The sequence below is a fragment of the Paenarthrobacter sp. AT5 genome (genome assembly GCF_032764245.1).
Classification (GTDB): domain Bacteria; phylum Actinomycetota; class Actinomycetes; order Actinomycetales; family Micrococcaceae; genus Arthrobacter; species Arthrobacter ureafaciens.
This window is the reverse complement of sequence record NZ_CP136441.1, coordinates 3,229,363-3,255,014: the sequence shown is the minus strand read 5'-3', so window position 1 is coordinate 3,255,014 and position 25,652 is coordinate 3,229,363. Positions and strand designations below refer to the sequence as shown.

Below are 25,652 nucleotides of genomic sequence, written 5' to 3'. Positions count from 1 at the left end.
GCCCGGCCAAGGCGGCCTCCCAAGCGTTGCCGCCGGCTGCAATTGCGACGCGGATCCAGCCCGGCCGGGTTGGGCGTGACTTGGGACAAATGGAGGGGATTTTCCTAATGGCGGCTATGAAACCACGTACTGGCGACGGCCCTATGGAAGTGACCAAAGAGGGCCGCAGCTTGATTATGCGCGTGCCGCTTGAAGGTGGCGGGCGGTTGGTGGTGGAGCTGAATGCCGCAGAGGCCCAAAACCTCAAGGAGTGCCTGGTAGGCGTCACCGAATAGAAACGTTTAGGAGCAGCGTCCGGCCGACACCGGGCGCTGCTTTTGGGTTTAAGGCTTGGACTCTGAGGACCTTTATTCATTGCCGAAAGCAATTACTATTTTTTGACCGCTACCAGCAGGCCGTCTCCGGTGGGCAGCATTGCCGAAACCAGGCGGTCGTCCTCGCGAATGCTTTTACCTACCTGCCGGAGAACCGCGGTGGTGGCATCGCGGGCTGCGGGATTGGAGACCCGGTCCTTATCCAAGGCATCATTGACTACAAGCGTTCCCTTGGATTTGAGCAACCGTATTCCTTGCTCGACGTATTTAGGGAAGTTTGCTTTGTCTGCGTCAATAAAAACCAGATCATAGGCATTGTCCGTCAGGCGGGGCAAAACGTCTGCCGCCCGCCCGGAGATGGTGCGGATCCGGTTTGCCGGGGAGCCTGACTCCAGATACGCCTGCCGCGCCGCCTTGAGGTGTTCGACATCCAGGTCGATGGTGGTTAGTACGGCTTGGCGTCCCAAGCCGCGCAACAGGCAGACACCGGAAACGCCGGCTCCTGCACCGACTTCCACCACGGTCTGGGCTTTGGAAGCGGCCGCCAGAACGGTCAGGACCGCGCCCACGCCTTGGCTGACGGGGGTCACACCGAGTTCGAAGGACCGCTCGCGGGCGCGCAACAAAACCTCGTCCTCAGCAGGCAGGTTCTCTGCGTAGGACCAGCTGGTTGACTTGTCGGCGCTCATGAAGGGTTCGCTTTCCGCGTGTAGGGGATTTACCCTCCAGACTACTGTGTTCGCGCACGCTACTCCGGCGTTCGGCCCCGTGCCTGGGTGTGTTCTCTACGGCACCGGCTGAACCGGTGTTATGCCGTCCGGGAAAAAGCTGCTGCAGTCAGGAAATTCCCAGAAATTCTTGGGATGATATTGGTCCGGTCATCCACGCGGCGGCCGGCACCGGAAAGGTGAACCACAGTTTGAGGGGAGTGGACGATGCCGGCATCGAATGCTGCGCCAGTCCAAATATCGGAGAGCCACGAGGCTGCGACTGACTGGGTCATGCCCAGCTGGGAGGAAGTGGTTGCCAACCACTCCGCCAAGGTTTATCGCCTTGCGTACCGCCTGACAGGCAACAAGTTCGACGCCGAGGACCTCACCCAAGAGGTCTTCGTCCGCGTCTTCCGTTCGCTGGAGAACTTCAAGCCCGGAACCCTCGATGGCTGGTTGCACCGCATCACCACCAACCTCTTCCTGGACCAGGCCCGGCGTAAGAGCCGTATCCGCTTCGACGCCCTGGCCGAGGACGCCGAGTCCCGCCTTCCCGGCCGTGAACCTGGCCCCGAGCAGAGCTACGAGCACAACAATCTTGACCTCGACGTCCAGCGCGCCCTGGAGGAACTGCCGCCGGACTTCCGGGCCGCCGTCGTTCTTTGTGATCTTGAGGGCCTTTCGTATGACGAGGTCGCAGAAGCTCTTGGCGTGAAACTGGGCACTGTCCGCTCCCGCATCCACCGGGGCCGCACCATGCTTCGCGAGAAGCTCGCACACCGCGACCCCCGCTCGGCAGCCGCGCGCAAGCCACGTCTGAAAATGCCCCGGATCGCCGGCATTCTCTAGGAAGTCAATGCCTCGTCGGAAATTCCTGCCGGGTCCGCCGCCCCGGTCCAAAGCGGGCGGCCTGCGCCACACGCGTCATCCGGAGCACGTTGAGCTGTGTCCTGAGTGCCGGTCCGCAGTGCACCGTGAGCGGCAGTATCTGGAGCGCCTTCGCGGTGCGGCGGTCCCCGAAGCCAGCCCTGACCTGACCCGGCGGCTGCTCCAGCAGACCCAGTTGCTTGCGGACCAAACCGCCACCGCCGACCCGCTCGTAAGGCGCACTTCATGGCGCAGCATCAGGACCGCCGGAATAGCTGCCGGGACTCTTGCCGTGAGCGCCGGCGCCTTGGCCTTGGCCGCCTACACCGTGGCTGGAGACGCGGTTTACGATGCCGGAGCGGTCCGTAACGCCGGCGCGTCGTCGATGGCAGCGATGCTCGGAGGCCCTACGGAACGTGCCGCGTCCGGTCCCGTCCCGGAGTCGGGCCGCGTCCTCGGTCCGTCCGAGCTGGACTCGTTGCGTTCCCAAGGCTGGGCATGCCCCGAACTGTCAGGGATGGGGTTTCAGGTGGTTTCAGCCGAGGTGACCCGGCACAACGGCCATCCTGCCGTGGAGATCCGTCTGGAAAACGGGACCCATCACGCGACGGTCATGGAAGAGCACTTGCCGGTCCCGAACGCGTCGGCTGCTGCAGGCGCCACTTCCGCGCAATTGTCACTCAGCCAGGGCAACCCGTGGAAAGCCGTGTACCGCACGTCGGCCGCCGTGCTGAGCTACTCGTCCGACTTGCCTGCGGAGAAAGCAGACGACGCCGTTCCTGAACTGGTCCGCGCCGCCGACTCGATGGCTCACCAAGCAGCCAGTGGAACCTCCGAAACCTGGTTGGAACGGCTGCTCCGGGGGTTGCGCACCCTCATTCATCCCGCTGGTTTATGAGCGGGTTCACAGACAGGGTAATCTTCGTAACGTGTTTGGAATCAACGGCCCGGAGTTCATAGTCCTCTTGATCATCGGCGTACTCATCATCGGACCGAGCCGTTTGCCCGAATACACGCAGAAGCTCGCCAACCTGGTCAAGGAAGTACGCCGGATGGCGTCCGGTGCCCGGGAACAGATCAAGGAAGAAGTCGGCATCGACATCGATGACGTCGACTGGAAGAAATACGATCCCCGCCAGTACGATCCCCGGCGCATCATCAAGGATGCCCTCTTTGAAGACGACACTAAACCGGTCAGCGCCGGAGCCCCCGCGGCCGGAGCTGCCGCAGCTGCTGCGACCGTTGCTTCGGCAGCACCCGCGAGGGCCCAGGCTCCGTCACGCGTGATCGAACGCCTCGCTCCCGGCGAACCTGCTCCGTTCGACACCGAGGCTACCTAGGAACAGGAAGCTCCCGCTGCTACCGGGGCTGGATCCCCAGCGGCATCCCCGCCAATCCCCGTGGCCGGGTGGCAAGCTTTGCGGCGATCGCCTTCATGGCCTGGCCCGCAGCGGTCTCCCGCGTGGACAAGACCACGGGCTTGCCGGCATCCCCGCCCTCACGCAGTTCGATGTCCAAAGGTATCTGTCCCAGCAGGGGAACTTCCGCCCCCACAGCGCTGCTGAGCCGCTCGGCGAGGACCTCCCCGCCGCCGCTTCCGAACAATTCCATCCGGCCGCCGTCGGGCATTTCCAGGAAGGACATGTTCTCGATGACGCCGGCCACTTTTTGTCCGGTCTGGGTGGCGATGGTCCCGGCACGTTCGGCCACATCCGCGGCGGCAGCCTGGGGCGTGGTGACCACCAGGATCTCGGCGTTGGGCAAGAGTTGCGCCACGGAAATGGCAATGTCTCCGGTGCCCGGCGGCAGATCCAGGAAGAGCGCATCCAAGTCCCCAAAATAGACGTCCGTGAGGAACTGCTCCAAAGCGCGGTGCAGCATGGGACCCCGCCAGGCAACGGGCTGGTTGCCGGCGACGAACATCCCAATGGAGATGACTTTCACGCCGTAGGCCACCGGGGGAAGAATCATGTCGTCCACTTGGGTGGGTTTCTGCGTGATGCCCATGAGCGCCGGGACGGAGAACCCATGGACGTCCGCGTCCACGATGCCCACGCGCAAGCCTTGGGCCGCCAAGGCACTGGCAAGGTTCACGGTGACAGAGGACTTGCCGACGCCGCCCTTTCCGCTGGCCACGGCGTAGACCTTCGTCAGCGATTCGGGCTTGGTGAAGGGGATACCGCGCTGGCCGCCGGGACCCCGGAGCTGTTCCTTGAGGGCGTCGCGCTGTTCCGGCGTCATGACCTTCAGCTCCACGTCCACGGCCTTAACCCCGGGAACCTGTGACAACGCCGCCGTGGCATCTGCCGTGATTGTCTCGCGGAGCGGGCATCCCGCAATGGTCAAGAGGACAACAAGCTGAACGGTTCCGTCATCACCGGCTGCTACCGACTCCACCATGCCCAGTTCCGTGATGGGGCGCCGCAGTTCAGGGTCGATGACGGTCGCCAGGGCAGCTTGCAGCGCCTCAGTGGCGGGGGTGCTCATGGGGTCAGGCTCGGCTTTCGGGATCGGACGTCGATGGTTTGGGGCTGGACTGCGATGGAGCATTCCGCCGGGGCCGGACCTTCGGCAGCTGCTGCGTGCGCGGACCACGGGACTTGTCCCGCTTTTCCTTCAGCTTTTCCTTCACCCGTTCACTTGCCGACTCGCCCTCCTCCGACGCTGCTTCGCCGTCCCGGAGTTCCTCCTGGGCATCGATGATGTCCTCCAAGAGGCTGCGCAGCTCCGCGCGGACGTAATCGCGGGTAGCCACTTCACGCAGGGCGATGCGCAGAGAGGCCAGTTCCCGGGTGAGGTACTCGGTGTCGGAGAGGTTCCGTTCGGCCCGCTGGCGGTCCTGCTGGAGGGATACGCGGTCCCGGTCATCCTGCCGGTTCTGGGCAAGGAGCAGGAGCGGAGCGGCGTAGGAAGCCTGGAGGGACAGCATGAGCGTCAGGAGCGTGAAGCCCAGTTCCACCCGGTCGAACTGCCATTCAGTGGGCGCGAAGGTGTTCCACGCCAGCCAGAAGACACAGAAGATGGTCATGTAAAGAAGGAACTGCGGTGTGCCCATGAAGCGGGCAAAGCCCTCCGTCGCGATCCCGAAAGCGTCCGGGTTGGGGGAGAACTTGGGGAGGATGCGTTTCCTGCCGCTGAGCGGAGTGTCGAGGCTGCTTGCCATCCGGTCCGAGGACTTGGTTGAACGTGTGGCGGTGTTATCAGCCAATGCGGCCTCCAAGTTTCCTTATAGGGGCGTCGTCCTCGTGGGCGCGCCAATCATCCGGCAACAGGTGATCCAGCACGTCATCAACAGTCACCGCCCCCACAAGGCGGCCATCGTCGTCGACGACGGGAAGGGAGTTCAGGTTGTACGTGGCCAACGTCCGGGCTACTTCACTGATGTGGGCCTGGTCCGAAAGGGGTTCCAGGTTCTTGTCCACGAGGTTCCCCAGTGGCTCCGGAGGCGGGAAGCGCAGCAGCTGCTGGATGTGGACCACACCAAGGAACCGGCCGGTGGGAGTCTCCAGCGGCGGACGCGTGATGAAGATGGACGAGGCCAGCGCAGGCGAAAGTTCTTCGCGCCTGACGTGCGCGAGGGCCTCGGCGACCGTGGCTTCGGGCGGCAGGATGACGGGAACGGGGGTCATCAGACCGCCGGCAGTGTCTTCGTCATATTCCAGCAGGCGGCGGACGTCTTCTGCTTCCTGGGGTTCCATCAGCTGCAGGAGTTCCTCTGCCTGGGCCGTGGGGAGTTCCGCCAAAAGGTCGGCGGCGTCGTCCGGATCCATTTCCTCGAGGACGTCGGCAGCGCGTTCCAGGTCCAGTGCGGAAAGGATCTCCACCTGGTCGTCTTCCGGGAGCTCCTGGAGGACATCGGCGAGCCGTTCGTCCTGCAGCTCGCTGGCCACCTCGAAGCGGCGTTTGTCGCTCATCTCCTGGAGCGCTTCTGCGAAGTCGGCCGGTTTGAGGTCTTCGTGCGTTGCCACGAACTGCGTTGCCGCCTGCGGTTCGGTGCGGGCACCGGTGACGGCGTCTGCCCAGTCGATGATCAGCGTTTCGTTTCGCCGCAGCCGGCTCAGGGGAGACAACGAGTGGCCGCGGCGTACAAACAGCTTGCTCACGAACCAGTCCTTGGACCGGTGCTGGTCCATGGCGATGTCCTCGATGGTGGCGTCCCCGCTGCCGTCGGCCAAGGTGACCCTTCGATCGAACATTTCGGCCACCACCAGGGTTTCCGCCCCGCGTTGTTCGAAGCGACGCAGGTTCACCAGGCCGGTGCAAATGATCTGCGTCTGGTCGATGGACGTGATCCGGGTCATCGGAACGAACACGCGCTTTTTGCCGGGAACTTCAACAACAATGCCCACAACATGCGGAGCTCCGCGGGTGCCCCGGGAGAGCACAACGACGTCCCGCAAGCGGCCAAGACGATCGCCCATGGGGTCGAAGACGTCCAAGCCGAGCAGGCGCGCAACAAAGACGCGTGAGGGATGTGTGCTCATATTTACAGGCTACCGAGTCTGCTCTCTTTTAGCTGAATTCCAGCTCCTGCACATCTCCATGCGACACAATGGGGCTATGTCTAACATTTTTGGTGGTCCAAAAGCCGTCGAAGAAGCCCGGAGCGTCCCGCAAGGTGACACCGTAGGCTCCTACACTTCCTATTTGGATGCCCAGAAGGCGGTGGACTACCTCGCAGACCAGCAGTTCCCCGTGCAGCTGGTATCCATCGTTGGCAACGACCTCAAAATGGTGGAGCGCGTCACGGGCAGGCTCAGCTACCCGCGGGTTGCCCTGTCAGGTGCCCTGAGCGGCATGTGGTTCGGCCTCTTCGTTGGCGTCATGCTGTCCTTCTTCACGCCGGGCGGCGGTCCGTTCTCCATCATCACCTCGGTGCTCATGGGCGCGGCCTTCTTCATGTTGTTCGGCATTGTCACCTATGCCACCCAGCGGGGTAAGCGTGACTTCACGTCCACCAGCCAGGTGGTGGCCACCAACTATGACGTCATTGTGGCTTTCGAGGCTGCCAACGAGGCCCGGCGCCTGCTCCAGCAGTTGCCCATGAATCCGGCGCAGGCCGCAGGACAGGGACAGGGCTACGCTTCGCGCCAGGAACCGTCCCAGCCGTTCCAGCAGCCGGGCCAGGCCCCGGAACGCCCATCCACCTGGAACGACCCCTATGGCCAGCGCGCCCCGCAGCCCGGGGAACCTGAACCGCGTCCTGCGCAGCCCGCCCCGGCGCCTGCACCGTCATCAGCACGGTACCCGGACCTGCCGGACGGACGTCCCCAGTACGGCATCAGGGTTCCCGAAGGGCAACCGCAGCAGGGCCAACAGCCCCAGCAGAGCCAGCAGTCCCGGCACAGCCACCAGGGCAGCGCCGACAATGGCAGGCCGCAGCCAGACCAGAACCAAGCCGGCCAAGAGTCACCTGAAGCCTCCGAGCACGACGCCGGCAGGCAGTAAGCAGGCAGGCAGGCAGTAGCAGGCGGGCAATATTAAAGCGAAGGGGCCACCGGGATTATCCCGGTGGCCCCTTCGGCTTTCTTCCACGCCGGGGAACTAGCCCTCCTGGTAGATTCCCGCCATCCAGGCCTCGACGTCGTCGGCCTTTCGGGGGAGGGCGGCGCTCAGGTTCACCGGGCCATCCGCCGTCATGAGGATGTCGTCCTCGATCCGTACACCGATGCCGCGGTATTCAGCCGGGATGGCGAGGTCCTCGGCCTTGAAGTACAGGCCGGGTTCGATCGTGAAGACCATGCCCTCGGCGAGCTCACCATCCAGGTAAAGTTCCCGCTTGGCCTGGGCGCAGTCATGGACGTCCAAGCCCAGGTGGTGGCTGGTACCGTGCGGCATCCAGCGGCGGTGCTGCTGGCCTTCGGGACTGATGGCTTCCTCCACGGAAACCGGCAGCAGGCCCCACTCGGCCAGGCGCTCGGCGAGCACCGTGGTGGCTGCCGTATGGATCTCGCGGAACTTCACTCCCGGACGGGCAGCGGCGAAACCGGCGTCGGCGGCGTCGAGCACTGCTTCGTAGATCTTCCGCTGGATGTCGGTGAACTTGCCGTTCGCCGGCAGGGTGCGGGTGACATCGGCGGTGTAGAGGGAGTCAGCTTCCACGCCCGCGTCGAGCAGGAGCAGATCGCCGGCGTCGACCGTTCCCGTGTTGCGGTTCCAGTGCAGCACTGTGGCGTTGTTCCCTGAAGCTGCGATGGTGTCGTAGCCCAGTTCGTTGCCTTCTTCGCGCGCCTTGGCAAAGAACGCGCCTTCCACGACGCGTTCGCCGCGTTTGTGGGTCAGGGCGCGGGGAAGTGCACGGACGACGTCGGCGAAACCTTCCACGGTGGCCGCGACGGCGATCCGCATCTGCTCCACCTCCCATTCGTCCTTGATGAGGCGGAGTTCTGAAAGGGCTTCGCTGAGCTTCTCGTCCAAGGCATCGAGCTCGCCCAGGTCAAGGTTCTCGGGGTCCTTGGCCGTGTTGTAGCGGGCCGTGTCCACCAGGGCGTCGATGTTCTCGTCCACCTTGCGCACCAGGCGGATGGAAATGCCGCCGATCTCCGGTGCGCCGACGTTCTTGGTGATGGCCACTTCAAGTTCGGAAATGTGGGCTGTGGGCAGCCCCAAGCGGGCCTCGAACTCGGCGAGCGTCGGCCGGGGGCCGATCCAGAACTCACCGGCACGGGAATCAGCGTAGAACTGTTCGGTGTCCCTGCCCGCCAGCGGACGGAAGTAGAGCGTCGCGGTGTGGTGGCCGCCGTCGTCGCCCCTGCCTTCTGCCACCGGCTCAAGGATGAGGACGGCATCCGGCTCGTGGTCCAGGCCGAGGCCGGTGAGGTGGGCGAAGCCCGAATGCGGGCGGAAGCGGTAGTCGCAGTCGTTGGAGCGGACCTTCAACGGACCGGCCGGGATAACAAGCCGTTCGCCTTTGAACTTCTCGGAAATGGCACGACGGCGGCGGGCGGCGTGGTCCGCGACGGCGTCACGCGCAGGGGTCACCTGCGGGGCCGGCGCCCAATTGCTGGCCATGAACGCCTTGAAGGCATCGGACGTGGGCCGCTGCGAGCGGTTGTTGACGCGCTCTTGCAGTGGCTGGGACTCAGCGGAGTCCATGTGCTGGGAGTTTTTGGCATCATTCACCGTTACATCGTCCCACCAGTTCCAAGAGGAGGCCAACGGCTGCGCCATGGCGCGGCCAACGCCTGTTCCGTGATGCGGCCACCGCCTGTTCCGTGATGCGGCCACCGCCTGTTCCGTGGGGAGGCCCACGGCGCAACACGCTGAACAAGCCGCCATCCCATAGGCTGGGAAAGTGAGGATTGACCTGCATACGCACTCGAATGTTTCCGACGGAACCGAAACGCCGGCCGAGGTGATCCGTTCCGCTGCCAAGGCCGGATTGGACGCCGTGGCGCTGACGGATCACGACTCCACCGACGGTTGGGACCAGGCGGCGGAAGCGGCAGTGCAGCAGGGCCTCGCGTTCGTCCCCGGCATGGAAATCTCGTGCCGCACGGACAAAGGCATCAGCGTTCACCTGCTCAGCTATCTCCACGACCCCACCCACCCCGGCCTGTTGGAGGAGATCAATAAGTCCAGGGATGCCAGGCTCACCCGCGCCGAGCGCATGGTCACCCTGCTCTCCGAGGACTACCCCTTGACCTGGGACGACGTCATCCACCATGTAGCTCCGGGCGCAACGGTGGGTCGGCCGCATATCGCCGATGCCCTCGTGGCCGCCGGGGTGGTAGCCGACCGGTCAGAGGCCTTCAACAGCATCCTCACCTCGCATTCGCGCTATTTCATCCAGCACTACGCACCTGACCCGGCACTCGCCGTCGGGCTTGTCAGGGCCGCGGGCGGCGTGCCCGTGTTCGCCCATCCCGTTGCGTCGTCGCGTGGCCGCATCGTGGGGGACAAGACGTACCGGGAGATGATCGACGCCGGGCTGTTGGGCCTGGAAATCGATCACCGCGACAATCCGGAAGAAGGACGGAAGTTCCTCCGCGACCTTGCAGCCGAACATGGCCTCCTGATCACCGGGTCATCCGACTACCACGGCACCGGCAAACCCAACCTGCTGGGCGAGAACCTCACTGATCCTGCTGTCCTGGAAAGAATCGAGGAGCTGGGCACGGGAAGCACTGTGGTCCGCTGATGGACCTGCAGTTGCTGGCGTCCGTGATCGTCACCTTGTTCGTCATCATGGACCCGCCCGGAACCGTGCCGATCTTCATGTCCCTGACGGCACAGATGAGCGCCAAGGACAGGAACCGTTCAGCCCTCCAGGCGCTGCTGGTGGCCACCGGCGTCATCGTCGTGTTTGCGATCTTCGGCCAGTCCATCCTCAACTACATGCACATTTCCCTGGCTGCGCTGCAGGGAGCGGGAGGACTCCTGCTGGTGCTGATCGCCCTGCAGTTGCTGACCGGCAGCACCAGCGGGGAAGAGAACGCCGCCAAGTACAAGAACGTGGCGTTTGTGCCGTTGGGGACGCCGTTGATGGCCGGCCCCGGCGCCATCGTGGCAGTCATGGTGTTCGTGCAGCAGTCCACTGAGCTGTCCGAATACCTGGCTGTGGGCGCGGGGATTGCTGCCGTGCTCGTTTCGCTCTACCTCGCCATGCGCTTCGCCGGAGTCGTTCAACGCGTGCTGGGCGAGAACGGCGTGGAACTCGTGACGAGGATTGCCGGTCTGCTGCTGTCAGCTATTGCCGTGCAGATGATCGCCGGCGCTGTGCAGGCTTTCGTTAAGGGCGCCGCCTGACCCGTCAAGGGAGCCGCCTGATCCGTCAGGGGAAGCAGGAGGGCCGTGGAAGACCGCTTTGGTCCCCAGCCGCTTGCGCATGACCTCGATCGCCTGTTCGTTCTGATCCACGCACACGAACTTCCTACCGAGTTTGCCGGCAACAGCGCCGAGCGTTCCGGAGCCGGCGAAGAAGTCCAGGCACCAGTCACCCTTGCGGCTTGAAGCTGTCACTACCCTGCGGATGAGCCCCTCGGGTTTCTGCGTGGGGTAGCCGGTTTTCTCGCGGCCCGTGGGGGAGACGATGGTGTGCCACCAGACGTCGGTCGGCAACTTGCCGCGCTCGCGTTTTGCGGGCGTCACCAGCCCCGGCGCCATGTACGGCTCCCGGTCCACTTCCTCGTTGTCGAAGTGGTACTTGGCCGGGTTCTTCACGTACACAAGTATGTTGTCGTGTTTGGTGGGCCAGCGGTTTTTGGCCCTCGCGCCGTAGTCGTAGGCCCATATGATCTCGTTGAGGAAGCACTCGCGGCCAAAAATGGCGTCGAGCATGACCTTGGCGTAGTGCACCTCGCGGTAGTCCAGGTGCAGGTACAGTGTGCCGTCATCGGCCAGGAGCCGCCACGCTTCCACCAGCTTTGGTTCCAAGAAGGACCAGTAGTCGCTGAAGGCGTCGTCGTAGCTGTGCAGGGCGCCCTTGATGGTGTCATAGGAACGGCCTTTGAAGCCCACCCGGTCACCGTCACCGTCCGCGTTGCGGACCATGCGCGTTTCCTGGCGCCGCTGGACCCGCCCGGTGTTGAACGGGGGATCCACGTAGATGAGTGTGAAGGCGCCGTCCGGCAGCGTGGGAAGGAACGATGCGTTGTCCGCATGTACCACCAAGTTGCTGCCGTCCGGCGCCCAAACAGTTTCAGCCATCGCCGTCCGGTTAGGCCTCGGTGGTGGCAGGCGTGGTGCCTGCGGCCTCGCCGGAAACTACCTCGCCGTTGCGACGACGGGTGCGGGTGCGGCGGGTACGCGCCGGCTTCTCCGATGCACCCTCGGCGGACTCGCGGGGAGCAGCGGTCGCGGTGCCCTCTGCATCGGAGGTACGACGGCGGCGCGTGCGGTTGCGTCCGCCCTCGCCCTTGGAGCCGGCGGAGTCTGCGGACTTTCCGTCACGGGTGCGGCCACCATCGCGACCGGATCCGCCCTGGCGGCCTCCGCTGCGCGAGCGGGAGTTCTTCTTGCCCGTCTCGCCCAGGTCCTCCAGGACCTCGGCGTCCACGCCTGCCAACATCCGCTTGTTGCGGGGCAACCGCCCCTTGGTGCCCTCGGGGATGTCGAGGTCGGTGTAGAGGTGCGGGGAGGAGGAATAGGTTTCAACCGGTTCGGGGACGTTGAGTCCCAGTGCCTTGTTGATCAGCGCCCAGCGGGGTACGTCGTCCCAGTCCACGAACGTCACGGCCGTACCCTTGTTTCCGGCACGGCCGGTGCGGCCTACGCGGTGCAGGTAGATTTTCTCGTCTTCGACGCACTGGTAGTTGATGACGTGGGTGACGTCCTCGACGTCGATGCCGCGGGCGGCAACGTCGGTTGCGACGAGCACGTCCACCTTGTTGTTGCGGAAGGCACGCAGCGCCTGTTCGCGGGCTCCCTGGCCCAGGTCACCGTGGATGGCCGCTGCTGCGAAGCCGCGGTCCACGAGTTCCTCGGACACCTTCGCGGCGGTGCGCTTGGTTTTGGTGAAGATGATGGTGCGGCCACGGTCCTTGGCCTGCAGGATCCGGGCAACGACTTCAGTCTTGTCCATGCTGTGGGCACGGTAGATGAGCTGGCGGATATCGCGCTTGGTCAGGCCCTCGTCATTGGGGTCCGCAGCGCGGATGTGCGTGGGCTGGGTCATGTACCGGCGGGCCATGGCGATGACCGGGCCGGGCATGGTGGCCGAGAAGAGCAGCGTCTGGCGGACCGGGGGAGTGCCGGCGATGAGGGTCTCGACGTCCGGCAGGAAGCCGAGGTCGAGCATCTCGTCGGCCTCATCGAGGACTACCATCTTGACGTTCTTGAGGCTTAGGTGGCGCTGCTTGTACAGGTCGATCAGGCGTCCGGGGGTGCCCACCACGATCTCCACGCCCTTCTGGAGGGCATCGATCTGCGGTTCGTAGGCACGTCCGCCGTAGATGGTGGCAATGCGGGCGTTGCGCTTGCGCGAAGCCGTCTGGAGGTCGTTGGCCACCTGGACTGCAAGCTCGCGGGTCGGGACGATGATCAGCGCCTGGGGTGCACCCTGGACGGCAAGTTTGGCGTATCCGGCGTCGTCGCGGCCTTCGATCCGCTGGAGTACCGGAATGCCGAAGCCCAGGGTCTTGCCCGTTCCGGTCTTCGCTTGGCCGATGATGTCATGGCCGCCCAGGGCCACGGGAAGCGTCATGGCCTGGATCGGGAACGGGTGCGTAATTCCGGCGTCGGCGAGGGACTCGACGATGTCCGCGCGGACGTCGAAGTCGGCGAAGGACTTCTCTTCGATCTCGTGGGGGGTCTCGTCCGAGGTGATCGTTTCCTCGGGTTCGATGGTCTCGGTTCCGGTGGAGTCCGTCAGGACTTCATGGGTGTGCAATTCACTCACAGGGAGTTTCCTTATTCATTTGGGCAGGCGCTGCATGCTCAACGGCGGCAAAGCTGTACCGGAGCACGAACTGGCGCAAGCATTTCCAGTGGAAGCCGATCGCGGGCTATCTAAGTACTGGCACTGGGGACCAGCGGGCACATCTCAAGATCGCGTAGGGGCGGGCTTGTTGAGTTCAAAAATTAACTGAATCAACGACCGGGCATCCATTACTACTGTCCCAGTCTATCCTGTGCCGGACAAAAACCCCGTTGCGGCCGAAATCCCTGAGGCCCATAGCGGCCCGACACCGCGGATTCCCTGGCCCACTAGGTGTCATTCGGCCAGTTCGAACCTGATCACCCGGCCGGTGATGTCGGCCTTCACCAGGCGCACGCGCACCTGGGTTCCGGACACCAGCTCACCATCGCATCGGGCAGTGACGGCAGGTCCGGCGATCTGCACGGTGCCGTAGGGGCCATTGCCGTTGCCGTTCCCGTTGGACGGCTTGGACCCGGAAATCACCACGGCGTCGAATACCTGACCTACGTGGTTTGCCGCGAGCGCGGCTTCCACGGTGTCCAGGGCCATTCGCTCCAAGCGGCCTGCCAATGAGTCGGAAGCAGCCATGATCCCGGGCAGGTCAGGCAGCGCTTCCCGTGCCCACACGGGGATCTCCCGGCCGTTGCTGAGGGCTTCGCAGATCACCAGGACAAAGCGGTCAATGAGCCTGCGGAGTGGAGCAGTGGTGTGCGCGTACGGGGCCCCGATGGCGGACTGGACAACGTTCTCCGGTACCTCACCGTCGAACGGGGTGTAGCCGGCGCCCCGGAACAGCATGCCGGCGGAGTGGAGGATGGCCAATTGCTTCGGATCCGAACCATCGAGGGTCCGGAGGTACTCGCCGTAGCTGATGTCGCCGTCCCACGGTTTTCCGAGGGCCTGGGTTTGGCGCTTGAAGTGCAGTAAGGAGCGCTCATCAGGGGCCGGCATGGTCCGCAGGATGCCCACCTTGCCGTCGAGCATCAATTGGGCCGCAGCCATTCCGGTCATCAGGGACATCTGGGCGTTCCAGTCCTCGATCGGCAGCGAGGGAGCAGCCACGATCCGGTAGTCGCCGTCGGTGACCTGGACGATCTCCTGTTCTGGCATGTTCAGGCTCGCCCCGCCGCGTTTGCGCTCGAGTTCGACCCGCTTCAGGCCCACTTCCTTCAGGAGCATGAGGACCTCGGGGGCGGTTCCCGCATCGATCTGCTTCTGTGCACCCTTGTAGCTGAGCTTTGCACGGCTGCGAACGGTGGCCCGCTCCACGGACATGGAGACCACTTCCGCGTTGTGGTCGAGGTCGAAGTCCCACACGAAGGCGCTGCATTCCTGCTCTGCCAGGAGGCTCCCGGCTTGCTCGCTGATGACCTCCGGATGCAGCGGGACCCTTCCGTCCGGTGCGTAGAACGTTTGCCCGCGCCGCCGCGTTTCGGCGTCCAAGGCTCCGCCGGGGGCCACGAAGGACGGCACGTCGGCAATTGCGTACAGGACCTTGTAACCGGCATCGTTCCGCTGAATGAACAGCGCTTGGTCCAGGTCGGTGGAAGTCGCGGGGTCTATGGTCACGAACGGCACGTCCAGCAGGCTGCGGGGCGGCAACTGCAGGTTTTGAACCGCCTGGCGCGCTTCATGCTCGGCGTCGGCAGGGTAGTCGCCGGGTAGTTCCAGCTCGCTCCTCAAGGCAGCCAGGGAGGCAGCGAGCCGGTCGGAAGAATCGTCGACGTTGGGCGCTATCCGGTGATGTGACACGAAAGTCAGACTAGCCCGAAAACGGCGGATAGTCTTGGACCATGGGCACGTCCACTCCTGGCGGGATTCCCGCGGACGTTCTCCCGGCAGAGCTGCTGGGAGCCATGGCCTATGGCGAATTGTCAGCGTTCGGGCGGTTGTCCGCGGACTCCCGCTTTGCCCCTACCCTCCGGGACCGGGCCACCTTTGCCAAGATCGCGGTCGGTGCGTTCGGCAACTATGCGTTGATCAGCGGCAGGCTTACCGAGATGGGGCGGGACCCCGAAGACGCCATGCTTCGCTTCCAGCCGTCGTTCGATCACTTCCATGAGCGCACCCCGCCAGGGGACTGGTACGAGTCTGTTCTGAAGGCGTACATCATCGACACGGTGTCCTCGGACTTCTACAGGACGGTGTCCGGCTTCCTGGACGCCGGGACACAGCAATTCGTCCGGAAAGTCGCTTCTGCGGACCAAGCCACCGAGGCGTTGCGCATCCTCCTCATGCGGGCCCTGAGGGACGATCCCAGGTTGGCTTCGCGCCTTGCCCTCTGGGGCCGAAGGCTGGTGGGTGAGGCCCTCACCCAGGTGCAACGGGTGGCGTTGGAGCACCCGGACCTGCGTGCCGTACTTCATGACGGACAGGCCAAGGCGGAGGTACGCCGGTTGACGGCGGAACTCGCCGATCACCACGGCCGCCGGATGACGGGCCTCGGACTGGCTGCCTAGGCGTCCAGGGCTTCGAGCAGCGCCTTGGCCGCCGCCGTAGGGTCTTCTGCTTCGGTGATGGCGCGGACTACGACGATGCGGCTGGCTCCTGCCGCAACCACCTGCTCCACATTCGAAAGATCGATCCCGCCAATGGCAAACCAGGGAAGGGCGGATCCTGCGCGTTCCACAGCTTCGGTGGCATATGTGACCAAGCCCAGGCCCACTGGCGTCCGGCCCGGTTTGGTGGGTGTGGCCCAGAGGGGACCGACGCAGAAGTAGTCCAGTCCTTCGCTGCCCGACGAAGCCGCAATGGCCGCGTCCACCTGATCAGGCCCATGCGTGGAAAGACCTATGGCAGCGGTGTCCCCGAGCAGCTGCCGGGCCACGGGCAGCGGGAGGTCCTTTTGGCCCACGTGGAACACGGGAGTCCCGGAAACACGGGCGATATCAGCCCGGTCGTTGACCGCCCACAGCTTGGAATGCCGGGCGGCAGCTTTGTTCAGGACCTCGAGCAACTCCAGTTCCTCGGCGGCCTCAAGGGTCTTGTCTCGGAGCTGGATGATGTCCACGCCGCCTTCGAACGCGGCGTCCACAAAGTCTTCGAAATCGCCTTGCCGCCGGCGGGCATCGGTGCACAGGTAGAGGCGGGCGTCGGTGAGGAGATCAGGCTGGGTCATGGAAACCAGAGTAGTTCCTCTAAACTGGGCACGTACTGCGGGAGCCGTGACAGCGTCATATGACCGTCCGGCTGAGAGGGCTTCAGAGCCGACCGCTTGACCTGATCCGGCTAATACCGGCGTAGGGAAGGAAACCAATGGCAGAAGCCATCCAAGCAGACGTTGCCGTCATCGGCGCAGGCGTAGTCGGCCTGGGCATAGCCCACCGGATCCGGGCCACAGGCCGTTCCGTGGCCCTCATCGATCCGAACCCCGTCAGTGGAGCATCCTTTGCAGCGGCCGGGATGCTGGCCCCCGTGAGCGAACTCCACTACCAGGAAGAAGATCTCCTGGAACTGATGCTCGAATCGTCCAGGTTGTGGCCAACGTTCGTGTCCGGATTGTCCGGTACCGGCGTCACCACCGGCTACAGCACGACGTCGACGCTCGCGGTGGGTGCCGATGCCGCCGATCGACGGGCGCTCGCCGATCTGCGCTCCGTGCAACAGGCGGCGGGGCTCACAGTGGAGCCGTTGATGCTGCGGGACGCGCGGCAGCGCGAGCCGCTGCTCAGCCCCGGAATTTCATGCGCTTTCGATATCCCGGCCGACCACCAAGTGGACCCCCGCCGGCTGGCGGAGTGCATACTCGCCGGATTGGCCGCGCACACCCCGTCGGATGCCACATGGGTCCCGGGCGCGAGCAGCGGGTTCCAGCTGGCAGCGGAAGCCCGGCGGCTGCTGTGGGAGGGTGACCGCGTTGTGGGCGCTGAACTCTCCACCGGCCAAGTGGTAGCGGCAAGGGAAACGGTGCTGGCCAATGGCTTGGCGGCTGCGGCGACCGGCGGACTTCCTGAGGACCTGCACCTGCCGCTCAGGCCGGTTTACGGAGACATCCTCAGGCTCCGGGTACCGGAGGACCTGCGCCCGTTGCTGACCTCCACGGTCCGCGGAATGGTGCGGGGAGTGCCGGTGTACATCGTGCCCCGCGAGGACGGGACCGTGGTGATCGGGGCAACCCAACGCGAGGACGGGCTCTCGACGGGATCGAATGCGGTGTCTGCCGGCGGCGTGTACCAGCTGCTTCGGGACGCCCAGGTCCTGGTCCCCGCAGTCGGTGAGCTGGAGCTCATCGAAGTGACAGCCCGTGCACGGCCGGGCACCCCTGACAACGCTCCGCTCCTGGGGCGGGTGGGCGCGGCGGACGGCGCCGTCCGGGGCCTGATCATAGCCACGGGTTTCTTCCGCCACGGCGTACTCCTGACCCCCATAGCCGCACAGATCGTGGCCGGCTTGCTCGACGGTTCCGCGGATGACCGGTGGGTCCGGTTCCGTCCGGATCGTTTTTCTCCGCAAGGCGCCCTCGCCGGGCGCGGCATTCCAACACCATCCATCGCTTCCACCAAGGAAACAGCATGAACATCACACTCAATGGGGCCCGGCACACCGTGGCCGATGGCGCATCCGTCAGCACCCTGGTCACGTCCGTTACCGGACGCGCCCTCGACCCGAGCGGACAGGCGGCCGACGGCGGCAAGCTGGGTGTTGCCGTCGCGCGCAATGCGGAGGTGGTCCCGCGTAGCCAGTGGGCAGCAACGAACCTCGCCGACGGCGATGAACTCGAACTCGTTACCGCAGTCCAGGGAGGCTGAGCATGACCATCCTCAACACCGAAACGACTACTGACACGCTGGAAATCGACGGTGTCGCCTTCAGTTCGCGGCTCATCATGGGCACCGGTGGCGCCCCGAGCCTGGACGGTTTGGGGGCGGCCCTGGTTGCTTCCGGTACGGAGCTCACCACGGTGGCCATGCGACGGTACTCGCCGGCCGAGACGGGCTCGCTGTTCCAGTTGCTGGTGGACAACAACATCCGGGTGCTGCCCAACACGGCAGGTTGTTTCACTGCCAAGGACGCTGTCCTTACCGCGGAGCTGGCCCGCGAGGCGCTGGAGACCGATTGGGTGAAGCTGGAAGTCATCGCGGACGAACACACGCTGTTGCCGGACGCGGTTGAACTCGTCGACGCCACTGAACAACTGGTCAATCGGGGTTTCAAAGTCTTCGCATACACCAACGACGACCCCGTGTTGGCACTGCGACTGGAAAACCTCGGCGCCACTGCGGTCATGCCCCTCGGAGCACCGATCGGGACCGGTCTGGGCATCCTCAACCCGCACAACATTGAAGTCATTGTGTCCCGTGCCTCCGTGCCTGTTGTCCTGGACGCAGGCATCGGAACTGCTTCCGATGCGGCACTGGCCATGGAGCTCGGTTGCGACGCTGTCCTCCTGGCCACAGCGGTGACGCGTGCCCAGAACCCTGTCCAGATGGGTGAGGCATTCATGCACGCCGTCAAGGCAGGCAGGCTGGCCAGGCTGGCAGGCCGCATTCCACGGAGGGAACACGCGCTGGCATCATCGGCGATGGAGGGCCGGGCAGAGTTCCTCTGAGCCCGTACCAACCTGCGACGGCAGGTACTGCTGACAACTGTGGCCACCACCCCATGCGGGTGGTGGCCACAGTTCTTAGTCGCCCGGTTGAGCCGGGAAGGTGCTACAGGCGGAGTGCTTTGGTGAGCGCTTCAGTGTCCCGCACGGTCCGGGTCCTGCCAAGGAACACCGCGACGCCTGCCGCAGCTGCCGTGCCAAGGACGATCGGCAAGACCCACGGAATCCAGGTCAGCCCCGGCTGGTAGCCGAAGCCGGCGGCAATGAAGGCGATCCAGCTGAGGGCGCCGACTCCGAGGGATACTCCCGCGGGGACGGCAATGCCGTACTTGCCATGCCGTTTGTCGTTTGCCCACACCAGGAAGCCGGTAGCGACGGTAACGAACACCATCACGACGAGGGAAAGCATGGGGTCTCCTTAGCGTTGCGGGCGTTCTGGATCAGAGTGCGCCGAAGCCCACGCGACGAACTTCCTCCGCGCCGATCTCCACGTAGCCCAGGGCACCGCCCGGAACAATGACCTGACGGCCCTTATCATCGGTGAGGCGCAATTCCGAGCCCTTGGACAGGGCGTCTGAAACAAGCTTGCCTACGGCCTCGGCATCGAGCGAGGATTCGAGCACAATTTCGCGGCCAACGTTCTGAATGCCGATCTTTACTTCCACAACAAGGCCTCCAAGCCAATCAACGTTTTAGGTCAGTCCCTTATTTGTAGCCTAGGACTCTTTGGGGAATCGACTGATTCCGCGCCAAGCTAAACGATAGATCAGATCACTGGCCACATCGAGGTCAAGGTTTCCATCCGTTTCCAGCCAGTACCGGGCGCTGACCTGCGCCATTCCCGCCAGGCCGCGGCCCAGCAACTGAGCTTCAAGGGGCGGCAGCTTGGTGTCTTCGGCGATCACATGGGCTACTGCGTCCGCGAACGTCTTGTTGAACGTCTCCAGGCGTGAGCTGACGTCGGGATCGTTGATGAGGTCCGATTCGAAGACGAGGCGGTGGGCCTGGTCGTCATCGGCAATGAACTTGTAATAGGCGCGCATTACCGCCTTGACGCGTTCCTTGTTGTCCGTGGTGGAGTTCAGCGCGCTGAGCATCAGTTCCGTCAGTGCGGCCAGATGGCTGTCCAGCAACGCCATGTAGAGGTCCCGTTTGGAGGGAAAGTGCTGGTAGAGGACCGGTTTGCTGACGTGGGCGGTTTCGGCGATCTCATCCATGGCTGCTCCATGGAAGCCATTGGAAACGAAAACCTCCAATGCCGCGTTCAGTAATTGTGCCCGGCGCTCGTCCCGCGGCAACCTTGCTGAGCGGGTGGAACCGGACCGTTCCTGCTTTGCTGCTGCCCCATCGTTTGCCCGTGCGCCGTCAGCCACAGTCTGCCGCCTTTCCTTTGCAGTTATGACCACTGTACCGGTGGGTAATATGACCGGGCGGCATCGGCAGGCATACATTGGGGTATGGCCTCAATTCTTGCTGCCCCCACTGCGCCCGCGGTCCTGCCGCCACTCGTTGAACCGGCCGACGGACTGACGCCGGCCGAGGTGGAACGGTACTCCCGGCATCTCATCATTCCCGAAATCGGCGCGGTGGGCCAACGCAGGCTTAAGAATGCGAAAGTCCTTGTCATAGGTGCCGGTGGCCTGGGATCTCCGGCGCTTTTGTACCTGGCCGCGGCCGGCGTCGGGACTCTGGGCATTGTGGACGATGACACCGTTGACTTGAGCAACCTCCAGCGCCAGGTGATCCACGGTGTTCACGATGTGGGCACACCCAAGATCGAGTCCGCGCGCAAGGCCATCGCCGAGCTCAATCCGCTGGTCACCGTAGTGCTGCACAACCAGCGGCTGGATGCGTCCAACGCGCTGGAGCTTTTTGCGGGCTATGACCTCATCCTCGACGGTGCGGACAACTTCGCCACGCGCTACCTGGTGAACGATGCCGCAGCGATCCTCGGCAAGCCGTACGTCTGGGGCTCCATCTTCCGTTTTGACGGCCAGGTCAGCGTGTTCTGGGCAGAACACGGCCCCACCTACCGCGACCTGTACCCCGAAGCCCCACCCGCCGGCTCGGTGCCCTCCTGCGGCGAGGGCGGTGTCTTCGGCATGCTGTGCGCCGCAGTGGGCTCGCTGATGGTGACCGAGGCAGTGAAGCTGATTACCGGCGTCGGGCGTTCCCTGCTGGGGCGGGTTGCCCTTTTCGACGCGTTGGGCGGCAGCTGGCGCGAAATCAAGGTGTCCAGGGATCCCGAAGCCCAACCCATCACGGAACTGACGGACTACGAGGCATTCTGCGGGGTTACGCCGCCGGCCCCTACCGACGGCGAACATACCGTCACAGCCAAGGAACTCGCCGCGATGCTGGCCGAACGTGCAGCGGGGCAGCGCGATTTTGACCTGGTGGACGTGAGGGAATCAGGCGAGTACAGCATCGTGAATATCGATGGCTCCGTGTTGATTCCTCAGGGAAGGATCCTGGCCGGTGAGGCTTGGGTTGACCTGCCGCAGAACCGGGACATCGTGTTCCACTGCAAGGCAGGGACGCGTTCGGCCGCAGTGCTGGAGGCCGCACGGAAGGCGGGGTACACGCGGGTCAGCCATCTCGACGGCGGTATCCTCGCCTGGGTGCGGGATGTGGAACCGGAGAAGCCCGTCTACTGACATGTAGGCAGAAACAGCCGCCTACCGGTTGCGGTGGGCGGCAGCAGGGTTCAACTGGCGAACTTGCGCTAGGCGCTTTCGGAGCGAAGTTGCTGGTGGTCTACCGGGCACTCCGCTGCGGGAGCTGCCTGGGGCTGCTCCACCTGGATACCGTAGAGCGCTTCCAACGCTGCCACGTAATCTTCCTGACGGCCGTCGGAGGCCAGTTCGCGGGCACGTACGGTGGGGATGTGCAGCAGCTGCTTCACCATCCGGCGAAGTGCGAATTCGACTTCCTCGGCGGCTGCAGTGCACCCGTGCCGGGCGCGGACTTTTTCCATTTCGGAGTCGAGGACGTTCATGGTGTGGCGTCGCAGGGCAACGATGGCCGAATCCACCGAGCGCGATTCGCGCTCTGATTCGAAAGCCGTGGCGGCGCCGCTGACGATCGCACTGGCCTGGGACAGCGACTCGGCCTGCTCCTGCGGCGCAGCCAGGCGGACTGATTCGAGGGTAAGGAGTTCCACGCCGTCGAGTTCGCCGACGGCGGGATCGAAGTCGTGGGTCAGTGCAAGGTCGATCGCAATCAACGGCTTTCCCGAATTGGTCCTGACGCGGGCGAGATCCTCTGCCTCAACCCGGTTGTCGGAGCCGCTGCAGCCGATCATCACGTCGGCGGCTGCCACGGCCCCGGGAAGCGAATCGGCGTCGAGGGCTGTTCCGCCGCGGGTGGCAACGAATGTTTCCGCGCGGCCGGAGGAGGAATAGACGGAGATGTCCGAGCAGCCCCGTTCGCGCAGCAGGGACATGGTGGCTCCCGCATAGGCGCCGGTACCGAAGATCACTACCTTCTTGGTGGACCAGTCCGGATTGTCCGAAAGATCGGTGGCCAGGTCCAGTGCCACGGAGACAATGGAAAGGCCACGGGAACCCAGTGCCGTCTGCGCGCCAACGTCCTTGGCGGTCTTGGAAGCCGCTTGGAAGAGCCGGACCAGCCCCGGACTTGCGGTGCCTTCCTGCTGTGCGGTGATCAGGGCGCGGCGGACCTGCCCCGCGATCTCACGTTCGCCCACGACGGCGGAATCCAACCCGGCGCTCACTGCGAAGAGGTGGCGTGTTACGTCCGGACCCGCGTGGGTGTTGAAGGAACGCGACACGAGTTGCTCATTGAGTCCACTGAGTTCGCTGATCTGGGAAACCAGGGCGGAGCGGGCGGCTTCGACGTCGGCGCCGTTTGCTGTTTCGCCATAGATCTCGTAGCGGTTGCACGTTGCCAGGACCACGGCTCCGGAGACGACCGGTGAGCCCGTCAGGGCGGTGGAGGCCAGCTCGGAGGAACCGTTGCTCAACTGAGCGACGGTTTCGAGGTCGATGTCGGCGTGTGTAGCCACCAATGAGAAAAGAACCACAGCAAACCAATCATAGCTTTTTCGTAGCGCGGTAGAACAACGTGCCGCCGTGGCAATGACCACCAGCTGGAGTGATCCCTGCCACATGGGTATGGCGGCGGGTGGAACGTGACAGCCTGTCGTTATCTTTTGCACCGGATTTTCGGCACAATCGAAGGCATGACTTCTAGCGCGGCACCCTCCAACAATACGGCCATCAATGCCCCGGCAGGCAAGCTTGGGCCGGGCCACCCCCTCAATGATGGCCGCACTGCGGACTCGCCGCTGATCACCGCCTACCGCGGCGGTACGCCTTCGCGCAGGCCCGTCTGGTTCATGCGTCAGGCCGGCCGTTCCCTGCCCGAGTACCTCAAGGTGCGTGAGGGCGTTGCCATGCTCGATTCATGCCTGCGTCCTGAACTCGCCGCAGAGATCACGCTGCAGCCTGTGCGTCGCCATGATGTAGACGCCGGTATCTTCTTCTCCGACATCGTCATTCCCCTCAAGCTCGCCGGCGTCGGGGTGGACATCGTTCCCGGTGTCGGGCCGGTGTTGGACAAGCCGGTACGGACTGCCGACGACGTAGCCGCGCTGCCCGAGTTGACCTGGGAAGCGCTGGAGCCCATCCGCGAAGCCGTCCGCCTCACGGTGGCAGAGCTTGGCAAGACCCCGCTCATCGGCTTTGCCGGCGCGCCCTTCACCCTGGCTGCCTACATGGTGGAAGGCCGTCCTTCCCGGGACCATCTGGGCCCCCGGACCATGATGCACGCAGACCCTGAAACCTGGACGGCGTTGGCCAACTGGGCTGCCGACGCCTCGGGCCTTTTCCTGCAGGCTCAGTTGGAAGCCGGCGCGTCGGCCGGCCAGCTCTTCGATTCCTGGGCGGGTTCCCTCGGCCTGGCTGATTACACCAGGTTCGTGGCGCCGGCATCCTCGCGGGCCCTCAGCCACGTTCGCGGACTGGGTGCGCCGTTGGTGCATTTCGGTACCGGCACCTCCGAGCTCCTGGTGGCCATGCGGGATGTCGGCGTGGATGTCGTCGGCGTCGACTACCGCCTGCCGCTGGACGAGGCCAACCGCCGATTGGGCGGAAGCGTGCCGTTGCAGGGCAACATCGACCCCGCGCTCCTTTCTGCTCCCTGGGAGGTGTTGGAGGCCCATGTCCGGGAAGTCATCGCAGCCGGTTCCGCGGCACCCGGACATGTAGTGAACCTCGGCCATGGTGTTCCGCCCGAGACGGATCCCACCGTGTTGACCCGGGTTGTTGAACTCATCCACTCCATCCCCTCGGAGTAGTCGTCGTGCGCTCGCGAGGTGCCGCGCCCCAAAGCCCCACGGCGGTGGTTGTAGGCGGCGGCGTCTCAGGCCTGGTGGCCGCCCGCGAACTGGCGATGGCGGGCATCGCCGTGACGGTTCTCGAGGCTTCGGAGTCCTGGGGTGGCTGTGTGGGAAGCCACGTCGTGGCAGGTCTGTCCCTTGACAGTGGGGCTGAGTCATTCGCTACCCGCTCTTCCGCTGTTGCCGACCTGGTCCGGGAGCTGGGAATCGGCGGGCAGATCGTCGCACCGCGGCCCGGGGGAGCATGGGTGCAATTGCCCGAGGGCGCCAGGGAACTTCCGAAAACCGGAATCCTGGGCATCCCGGCCAACCCGTGGGACCCCGAGGTCCGGCGCTCGCTGGGCTTCCTTGGTGCCCTGCGCGCATCCATGGACCGGATCCTGCCGGCCGGGCTCGGCACCTCTGCCGAGCTGACGAGCGTTTCCCAATTGGTCCGGACGAGAATGGGCAAGCGGGTCCTTGAGCGCCTGGTGGAGCCCGTGGTGGGCGGCGTCCATTCGGCCGACCCGGCCCTGTTGGACGTTGACATGGTGGCGCCCGGGCTTCGCGATGGCGTCCGCGCCAACGGCTCGCTTGCCGCTGCCGTCGCAGCACAACGAAAGGCTGCGCGCGGTGCGGGGTCCGCGCCTGCCAAAGCCGGCTCCGCCGTCGCGGGGCTGAAGGGCGGCATGCACGCCTTGATCGGAGCCCTGGTCAAGGACCTGCAGGACCGCGGGGCAGTGCTGCTGACCCACCAGCGGGTGGACGGCATACGCAAGGCCGGAACCGGTTGGCAGGTTTCGGCTGGTGATTCCACGTACGACGCCGGGCGGCTGGTGGTTGCGCTCGACGGCCCGGCCGCCGTCGGACTGCTTGCGGACTCGGTGCCGGCGCTGGCTGGACTCCGCCCGGAAGCAGGCCCTCTGGTCAGCCTGGTGACGCTGGTGGTGGATCTTCCCGAATTGGACAGCCGGCCGCGCGGTACCGGAATCCTCGTTGCCCCCCAAACTCCGGGAATCAGGGCCAAGGCCCTGACGCACGCCACTTCCAAGTGGGATTGGCTTGCCGGGGAAGCCGGTCCCGGCACCCACGTGGTCCGCCTTTCCTACGGACGGCTGGTCGGCGTGGATGGCTCTGACGGGCAGGCTGCATCGGTCATGGACGACCAGTCCCTGCTTTCGGCTGCAGTGGAAGACGCCTCGAACCTCCTCACGGTTCCCATCACCCGTGCGGACGTCGTGGATTGGGACGTCGTGCGATGGGAAGGTGCCCTGCCGTTTGCCGCCGTGGGTCACAAACGGCGCGTGGCCGAGGTTCGCCGGGTCTGCGGGGCCGTGGAGGGCCTGGCTGTCGTGGGGGGATGGCTGGCCGGGAACGGCCTTGCTGCCGTGGTTGCCGACACCCGGACCCAAGCGAAGAAGCTGGCCCACGACGCCGCCAATATGTGATTTGCGTCACTTCTACGTCTTGTAGAACTGATCCGTTTCGACTTAGGGGCCAGCACGGGGCAAACTTG

Annotated in this window: 27 protein-coding genes and 1 riboswitch; of the genes, 14 read left to right on the top strand and 13 right to left on the bottom strand. The window is 64.7% G+C overall.

The genetic code is table 11. The features are described from left to right. Positions 1 to 107: 107 nt before the first annotated feature. Positions 108 to 275: a DUF3117 domain-containing protein gene (locus RI444_RS14940; RefSeq protein WP_069695244.1), complete on the top strand. Its 168-nt coding sequence runs from the start codon at positions 108 to 110 to the stop codon at positions 273 to 275. Positions 276 to 370: 95 nt separating this feature from the next. On the opposite strand, the gene RI444_RS14935 is transcribed toward RI444_RS14940, so the two are convergent. Then, complete coding sequence (locus RI444_RS14935; protein WP_021471782.1) at positions 371 to 1,003, bottom strand: O-methyltransferase; 633 nt, start codon at positions 1,001 to 1,003, stop codon at positions 371 to 373. A 246-nt stretch (positions 1,004 to 1,249) separates the two neighbouring features. On the opposite strand from RI444_RS14935, the gene sigE reads away from it, so the two are divergent. Genes sigE through RI444_RS14920 form a run of 3 tightly spaced genes read left to right on the top strand, consistent with a single transcriptional unit; the run spans position 1,250 to position 3,231 of the window. Continuing rightward, positions 1,250 to 1,873 (top strand): RNA polymerase sigma factor SigE, encoded by a 624-nt coding sequence (gene sigE, locus RI444_RS14930; protein ID WP_031216324.1) that lies wholly within the window; start codon positions 1,250 to 1,252, stop codon positions 1,871 to 1,873. A gap of 7 nt (positions 1,874 to 1,880) precedes the next feature. Beyond that, on the top strand, positions 1,881 to 2,789 hold the full coding sequence (locus tag RI444_RS14925) for a hypothetical protein (protein ID WP_069695196.1): 909 nt from the start codon (positions 1,881 to 1,883) through the stop codon (positions 2,787 to 2,789). Positions 2,790 to 2,820: 31 nt separating this feature from the next. After that, positions 2,821 to 3,231 carry a hypothetical protein gene (locus tag RI444_RS14920; RefSeq protein WP_062097345.1) on the top strand — a complete coding sequence of 137 codons (411 nt, stop codon included), beginning with the start codon at positions 2,821 to 2,823 and terminating at the stop codon, positions 3,229 to 3,231. A 19-nt stretch (positions 3,232 to 3,250) separates the two neighbouring features. Here RI444_RS14920 and RI444_RS14915 read toward each other — a convergent pair whose 3' ends face one another. From RI444_RS14915 to RI444_RS14905, 3 genes are read right to left on the bottom strand one after another with little or no spacing between them, the layout of a single operon-like run. Next, complete coding sequence (locus tag RI444_RS14915) at positions 3,251 to 4,378, bottom strand: Mrp/NBP35 family ATP-binding protein (RefSeq protein ID WP_062097343.1); 1,128 nt, start codon at positions 4,376 to 4,378, stop codon at positions 3,251 to 3,253. A 4-nt stretch (positions 4,379 to 4,382) separates the two neighbouring features. Beyond that, positions 4,383 to 5,111: a DUF1003 domain-containing protein gene (locus tag RI444_RS14910; RefSeq protein WP_069695194.1), complete on the bottom strand. Its 729-nt coding sequence runs from the start codon at positions 5,109 to 5,111 to the stop codon at positions 4,383 to 4,385. Beyond that, entirely contained in the window at positions 5,092 to 6,375 is a 1,284-nt protein-coding gene (locus RI444_RS14905; protein ID WP_021471789.1) for a magnesium transporter MgtE N-terminal domain-containing protein, read from the bottom strand. Before RI444_RS14905 ends, RI444_RS14910 begins: the two co-directional genes overlap by 20 nt. Before the next feature lie 76 nt (positions 6,376 to 6,451). Between RI444_RS14905 and RI444_RS14900 the strand changes: the two genes are divergently transcribed. Continuing rightward, complete coding sequence (locus RI444_RS14900; protein ID WP_242703232.1) at positions 6,452 to 7,339, top strand: general stress protein; 888 nt, start codon at positions 6,452 to 6,454, stop codon at positions 7,337 to 7,339. Between the two features lie 96 nt (positions 7,340 to 7,435). On the opposite strand, the gene RI444_RS14895 is transcribed toward RI444_RS14900, so the two are convergent. After that, positions 7,436 to 9,013, bottom strand: coding sequence for an aminopeptidase P family protein (locus RI444_RS14895; protein ID WP_207605878.1), 1,578 nt, complete (start codon positions 9,011 to 9,013; stop codon positions 7,436 to 7,438). Between the two features lie 172 nt (positions 9,014 to 9,185). On the opposite strand from RI444_RS14895, the gene RI444_RS14890 reads away from it, so the two are divergent. Both RI444_RS14890 and RI444_RS14885 read left to right on the top strand, forming a co-directional pair. After that, complete coding sequence (locus RI444_RS14890; protein WP_021471792.1) at positions 9,186 to 10,031, top strand: PHP domain-containing protein; 846 nt, start codon at positions 9,186 to 9,188, stop codon at positions 10,029 to 10,031. Continuing rightward, positions 10,031 to 10,639 carry a MarC family protein gene (locus tag RI444_RS14885; protein ID WP_207605799.1) on the top strand — a complete coding sequence of 203 codons (609 nt, stop codon included), beginning with the start codon at positions 10,031 to 10,033 and terminating at the stop codon, positions 10,637 to 10,639. The genes RI444_RS14890 and RI444_RS14885 overlap by 1 nt, the downstream gene beginning before the upstream one ends. Here RI444_RS14885 and RI444_RS14880 read toward each other — a convergent pair. From RI444_RS14880 to RI444_RS14870, 3 genes are all read right to left on the bottom strand, one after another. Continuing rightward, a complete protein-coding gene (locus RI444_RS14880) occupies positions 10,577 to 11,539 on the bottom strand; it encodes a DNA-methyltransferase (protein ID WP_242703233.1) in 963 nt (320 codons plus the stop codon). The genes RI444_RS14885 and RI444_RS14880 overlap by 63 nt on opposite strands. Before the next feature lie 10 nt (positions 11,540 to 11,549). Further along, positions 11,550 to 13,229: a DEAD/DEAH box helicase gene (locus RI444_RS14875; protein WP_062097337.1), complete on the bottom strand. Its 1,680-nt coding sequence runs from the start codon at positions 13,227 to 13,229 to the stop codon at positions 11,550 to 11,552. A 315-nt stretch (positions 13,230 to 13,544) separates the two neighbouring features. Then, positions 13,545 to 15,002, bottom strand: a complete 1,458-nt coding sequence (locus tag RI444_RS14870; RefSeq protein ID WP_316963824.1) for an RNB domain-containing ribonuclease — start codon at positions 15,000 to 15,002, stop codon at positions 13,545 to 13,547. Positions 15,003 to 15,043: 41 nt separating this feature from the next. On the opposite strand from RI444_RS14870, the gene RI444_RS14865 reads away from it, so the two are divergent. After that, a complete protein-coding gene (locus tag RI444_RS14865) occupies positions 15,044 to 15,709 on the top strand; it encodes a ferritin-like fold-containing protein (RefSeq protein ID WP_179013687.1) in 666 nt (221 codons plus the stop codon). Here RI444_RS14865 and thiE read toward each other — a convergent pair. Continuing rightward, the gene (thiE, locus tag RI444_RS14860; protein WP_021471798.1) at positions 15,706 to 16,368 is read right to left on the bottom strand and encodes a thiamine phosphate synthase; all 663 of its coding nucleotides are present in this window, start codon (positions 16,366 to 16,368) and stop codon (positions 15,706 to 15,708) included. The genes RI444_RS14865 and thiE overlap by 4 nt on opposite strands. Before the next feature lie 27 nt (positions 16,369 to 16,395). After that, positions 16,396 to 16,513, top strand: a riboswitch (TPP riboswitch). Between thiE and thiO the strand changes: the two genes are divergently transcribed. The 3 genes from thiO to RI444_RS14845 all read left to right on the top strand — a co-directional run bounded on the left by thiO (position 16,506) and on the right by RI444_RS14845 (position 18,798). Then, positions 16,506 to 17,765: a glycine oxidase ThiO gene (thiO, locus tag RI444_RS14855; RefSeq protein WP_207605800.1), complete on the top strand. Its 1,260-nt coding sequence runs from the start codon at positions 16,506 to 16,508 to the stop codon at positions 17,763 to 17,765. (Overlaps the previous riboswitch by 8 nt.) After that, a complete protein-coding gene (gene thiS, locus RI444_RS14850; protein ID WP_021471800.1) occupies positions 17,762 to 17,998 on the top strand; it encodes a sulfur carrier protein ThiS in 237 nt (78 codons plus the stop codon). Before thiO ends, thiS begins: the two co-directional genes overlap by 4 nt. A gap of 2 nt (positions 17,999 to 18,000) precedes the next feature. Then, positions 18,001 to 18,798 carry a thiazole synthase gene (locus RI444_RS14845; protein ID WP_021471801.1) on the top strand — a complete coding sequence of 266 codons (798 nt, stop codon included), beginning with the start codon at positions 18,001 to 18,003 and terminating at the stop codon, positions 18,796 to 18,798. 103 nt (positions 18,799 to 18,901) lie between these two features. Here RI444_RS14845 and RI444_RS14840 read toward each other — a convergent pair whose 3' ends face one another. The 3 genes from RI444_RS14840 to RI444_RS14830 are packed head-to-tail and all read right to left on the bottom strand — an operon-like array spanning position 18,902 to position 20,168. Continuing rightward, positions 18,902 to 19,204, bottom strand: a complete 303-nt coding sequence (locus tag RI444_RS14840; protein ID WP_062097328.1) for a hypothetical protein — start codon at positions 19,202 to 19,204, stop codon at positions 18,902 to 18,904. 31 nt (positions 19,205 to 19,235) lie between these two features. Further along, a complete protein-coding gene (locus RI444_RS14835; protein ID WP_021471803.1) occupies positions 19,236 to 19,460 on the bottom strand; it encodes a DUF3107 domain-containing protein in 225 nt (74 codons plus the stop codon). A gap of 51 nt (positions 19,461 to 19,511) precedes the next feature. Further along, positions 19,512 to 20,168 carry a TetR/AcrR family transcriptional regulator gene (locus RI444_RS14830; protein ID WP_370583575.1) on the bottom strand — a complete coding sequence of 219 codons (657 nt, stop codon included), beginning with the start codon at positions 20,166 to 20,168 and terminating at the stop codon, positions 19,512 to 19,514. A gap of 84 nt (positions 20,169 to 20,252) precedes the next feature. On the opposite strand from RI444_RS14830, the gene moeB reads away from it, so the two are divergent. Continuing rightward, the gene (gene moeB / locus RI444_RS14825) at positions 20,253 to 21,452 is read left to right on the top strand and encodes a molybdopterin-synthase adenylyltransferase MoeB (RefSeq protein ID WP_021471805.1); all 1,200 of its coding nucleotides are present in this window, start codon (positions 20,253 to 20,255) and stop codon (positions 21,450 to 21,452) included. Positions 21,453 to 21,520: 68 nt separating this feature from the next. Here moeB and RI444_RS14820 read toward each other — a convergent pair whose 3' ends face one another. After that, a complete protein-coding gene (locus RI444_RS14820) occupies positions 21,521 to 22,840 on the bottom strand; it encodes a glutamyl-tRNA reductase (protein WP_021471806.1) in 1,320 nt (439 codons plus the stop codon). A gap of 159 nt (positions 22,841 to 22,999) precedes the next feature. Here RI444_RS14820 and hemE point away from each other — a divergent pair, with 159 nt between their 5' ends. Both hemE and hemG read left to right on the top strand, forming a co-directional pair. After that, complete coding sequence (gene hemE, locus RI444_RS14815) at positions 23,000 to 24,115, top strand: uroporphyrinogen decarboxylase (RefSeq protein WP_031216331.1); 1,116 nt, start codon at positions 23,000 to 23,002, stop codon at positions 24,113 to 24,115. 95 nt (positions 24,116 to 24,210) lie between these two features. Continuing rightward, a complete protein-coding gene (hemG, locus tag RI444_RS14810; protein WP_242703253.1) occupies positions 24,211 to 25,584 on the top strand; it encodes a protoporphyrinogen oxidase in 1,374 nt (457 codons plus the stop codon). Positions 25,585 to 25,652 lie beyond the last annotated feature (68 nt).

Bases quoted from the DNA above. Each gene is read 5' to 3' on its own strand.
- thiO (WP_207605800.1), top strand. From the start codon at position 16,506: ATGGCAGAAGCCATCCAAGCAGACGTTGCCGTCATCGGCGCAGGCGTA.
- sigE (WP_031216324.1), top strand. From the start codon at position 1,250: ATGCCGGCATCGAATGCTGCGCCAGTCCAAATATCGGAGAGCCACGAG.
- RI444_RS14915 (WP_062097343.1), bottom strand. From the start codon at position 4,378: ATGAGCACCCCCGCCACTGAGGCGCTGCAAGCTGCCCTGGCGACCGTC.
- RI444_RS14935 (WP_021471782.1), bottom strand. From the start codon at position 1,003: ATGAGCGCCGACAAGTCAACCAGCTGGTCCTACGCAGAGAACCTGCCT.
- RI444_RS14925 (WP_069695196.1), top strand. From the start codon at position 1,881: ATGCCTCGTCGGAAATTCCTGCCGGGTCCGCCGCCCCGGTCCAAAGCG.
- RI444_RS14885 (WP_207605799.1), top strand. From the start codon at position 10,031: ATGGACCTGCAGTTGCTGGCGTCCGTGATCGTCACCTTGTTCGTCATC.
- thiE (WP_021471798.1), bottom strand. From the start codon at position 16,368: ATGACCCAGCCTGATCTCCTCACCGACGCCCGCCTCTACCTGTGCACC.
- RI444_RS14880 (WP_242703233.1), bottom strand. From the start codon at position 11,539: ATGGCTGAAACTGTTTGGGCGCCGGACGGCAGCAACTTGGTGGTACAT.
- RI444_RS14865 (WP_179013687.1), top strand. From the start codon at position 15,044: ATGGGCACGTCCACTCCTGGCGGGATTCCCGCGGACGTTCTCCCGGCA.
- RI444_RS14845 (WP_021471801.1), top strand. From the start codon at position 18,001: ATGACCATCCTCAACACCGAAACGACTACTGACACGCTGGAAATCGAC.
- hemE (WP_031216331.1), top strand. From the start codon at position 23,000: ATGACTTCTAGCGCGGCACCCTCCAACAATACGGCCATCAATGCCCCG.
- thiS (WP_021471800.1), top strand. From the start codon at position 17,762: ATGAACATCACACTCAATGGGGCCCGGCACACCGTGGCCGATGGCGCA.
- RI444_RS14840 (WP_062097328.1), bottom strand. From the start codon at position 19,204: ATGCTTTCCCTCGTCGTGATGGTGTTCGTTACCGTCGCTACCGGCTTC.
- moeB (WP_021471805.1), top strand. From the start codon at position 20,253: ATGGCCTCAATTCTTGCTGCCCCCACTGCGCCCGCGGTCCTGCCGCCA.
- RI444_RS14900 (WP_242703232.1), top strand. From the start codon at position 6,452: ATGTCTAACATTTTTGGTGGTCCAAAAGCCGTCGAAGAAGCCCGGAGC.
- hemG (WP_242703253.1), top strand. From the start codon at position 24,211: ATGGCGGGCATCGCCGTGACGGTTCTCGAGGCTTCGGAGTCCTGGGGT.
- RI444_RS14905 (WP_021471789.1), bottom strand. From the start codon at position 6,375: ATGAGCACACATCCCTCACGCGTCTTTGTTGCGCGCCTGCTCGGCTTG.
- RI444_RS14940 (WP_069695244.1), top strand. From the start codon at position 108: ATGGCGGCTATGAAACCACGTACTGGCGACGGCCCTATGGAAGTGACC.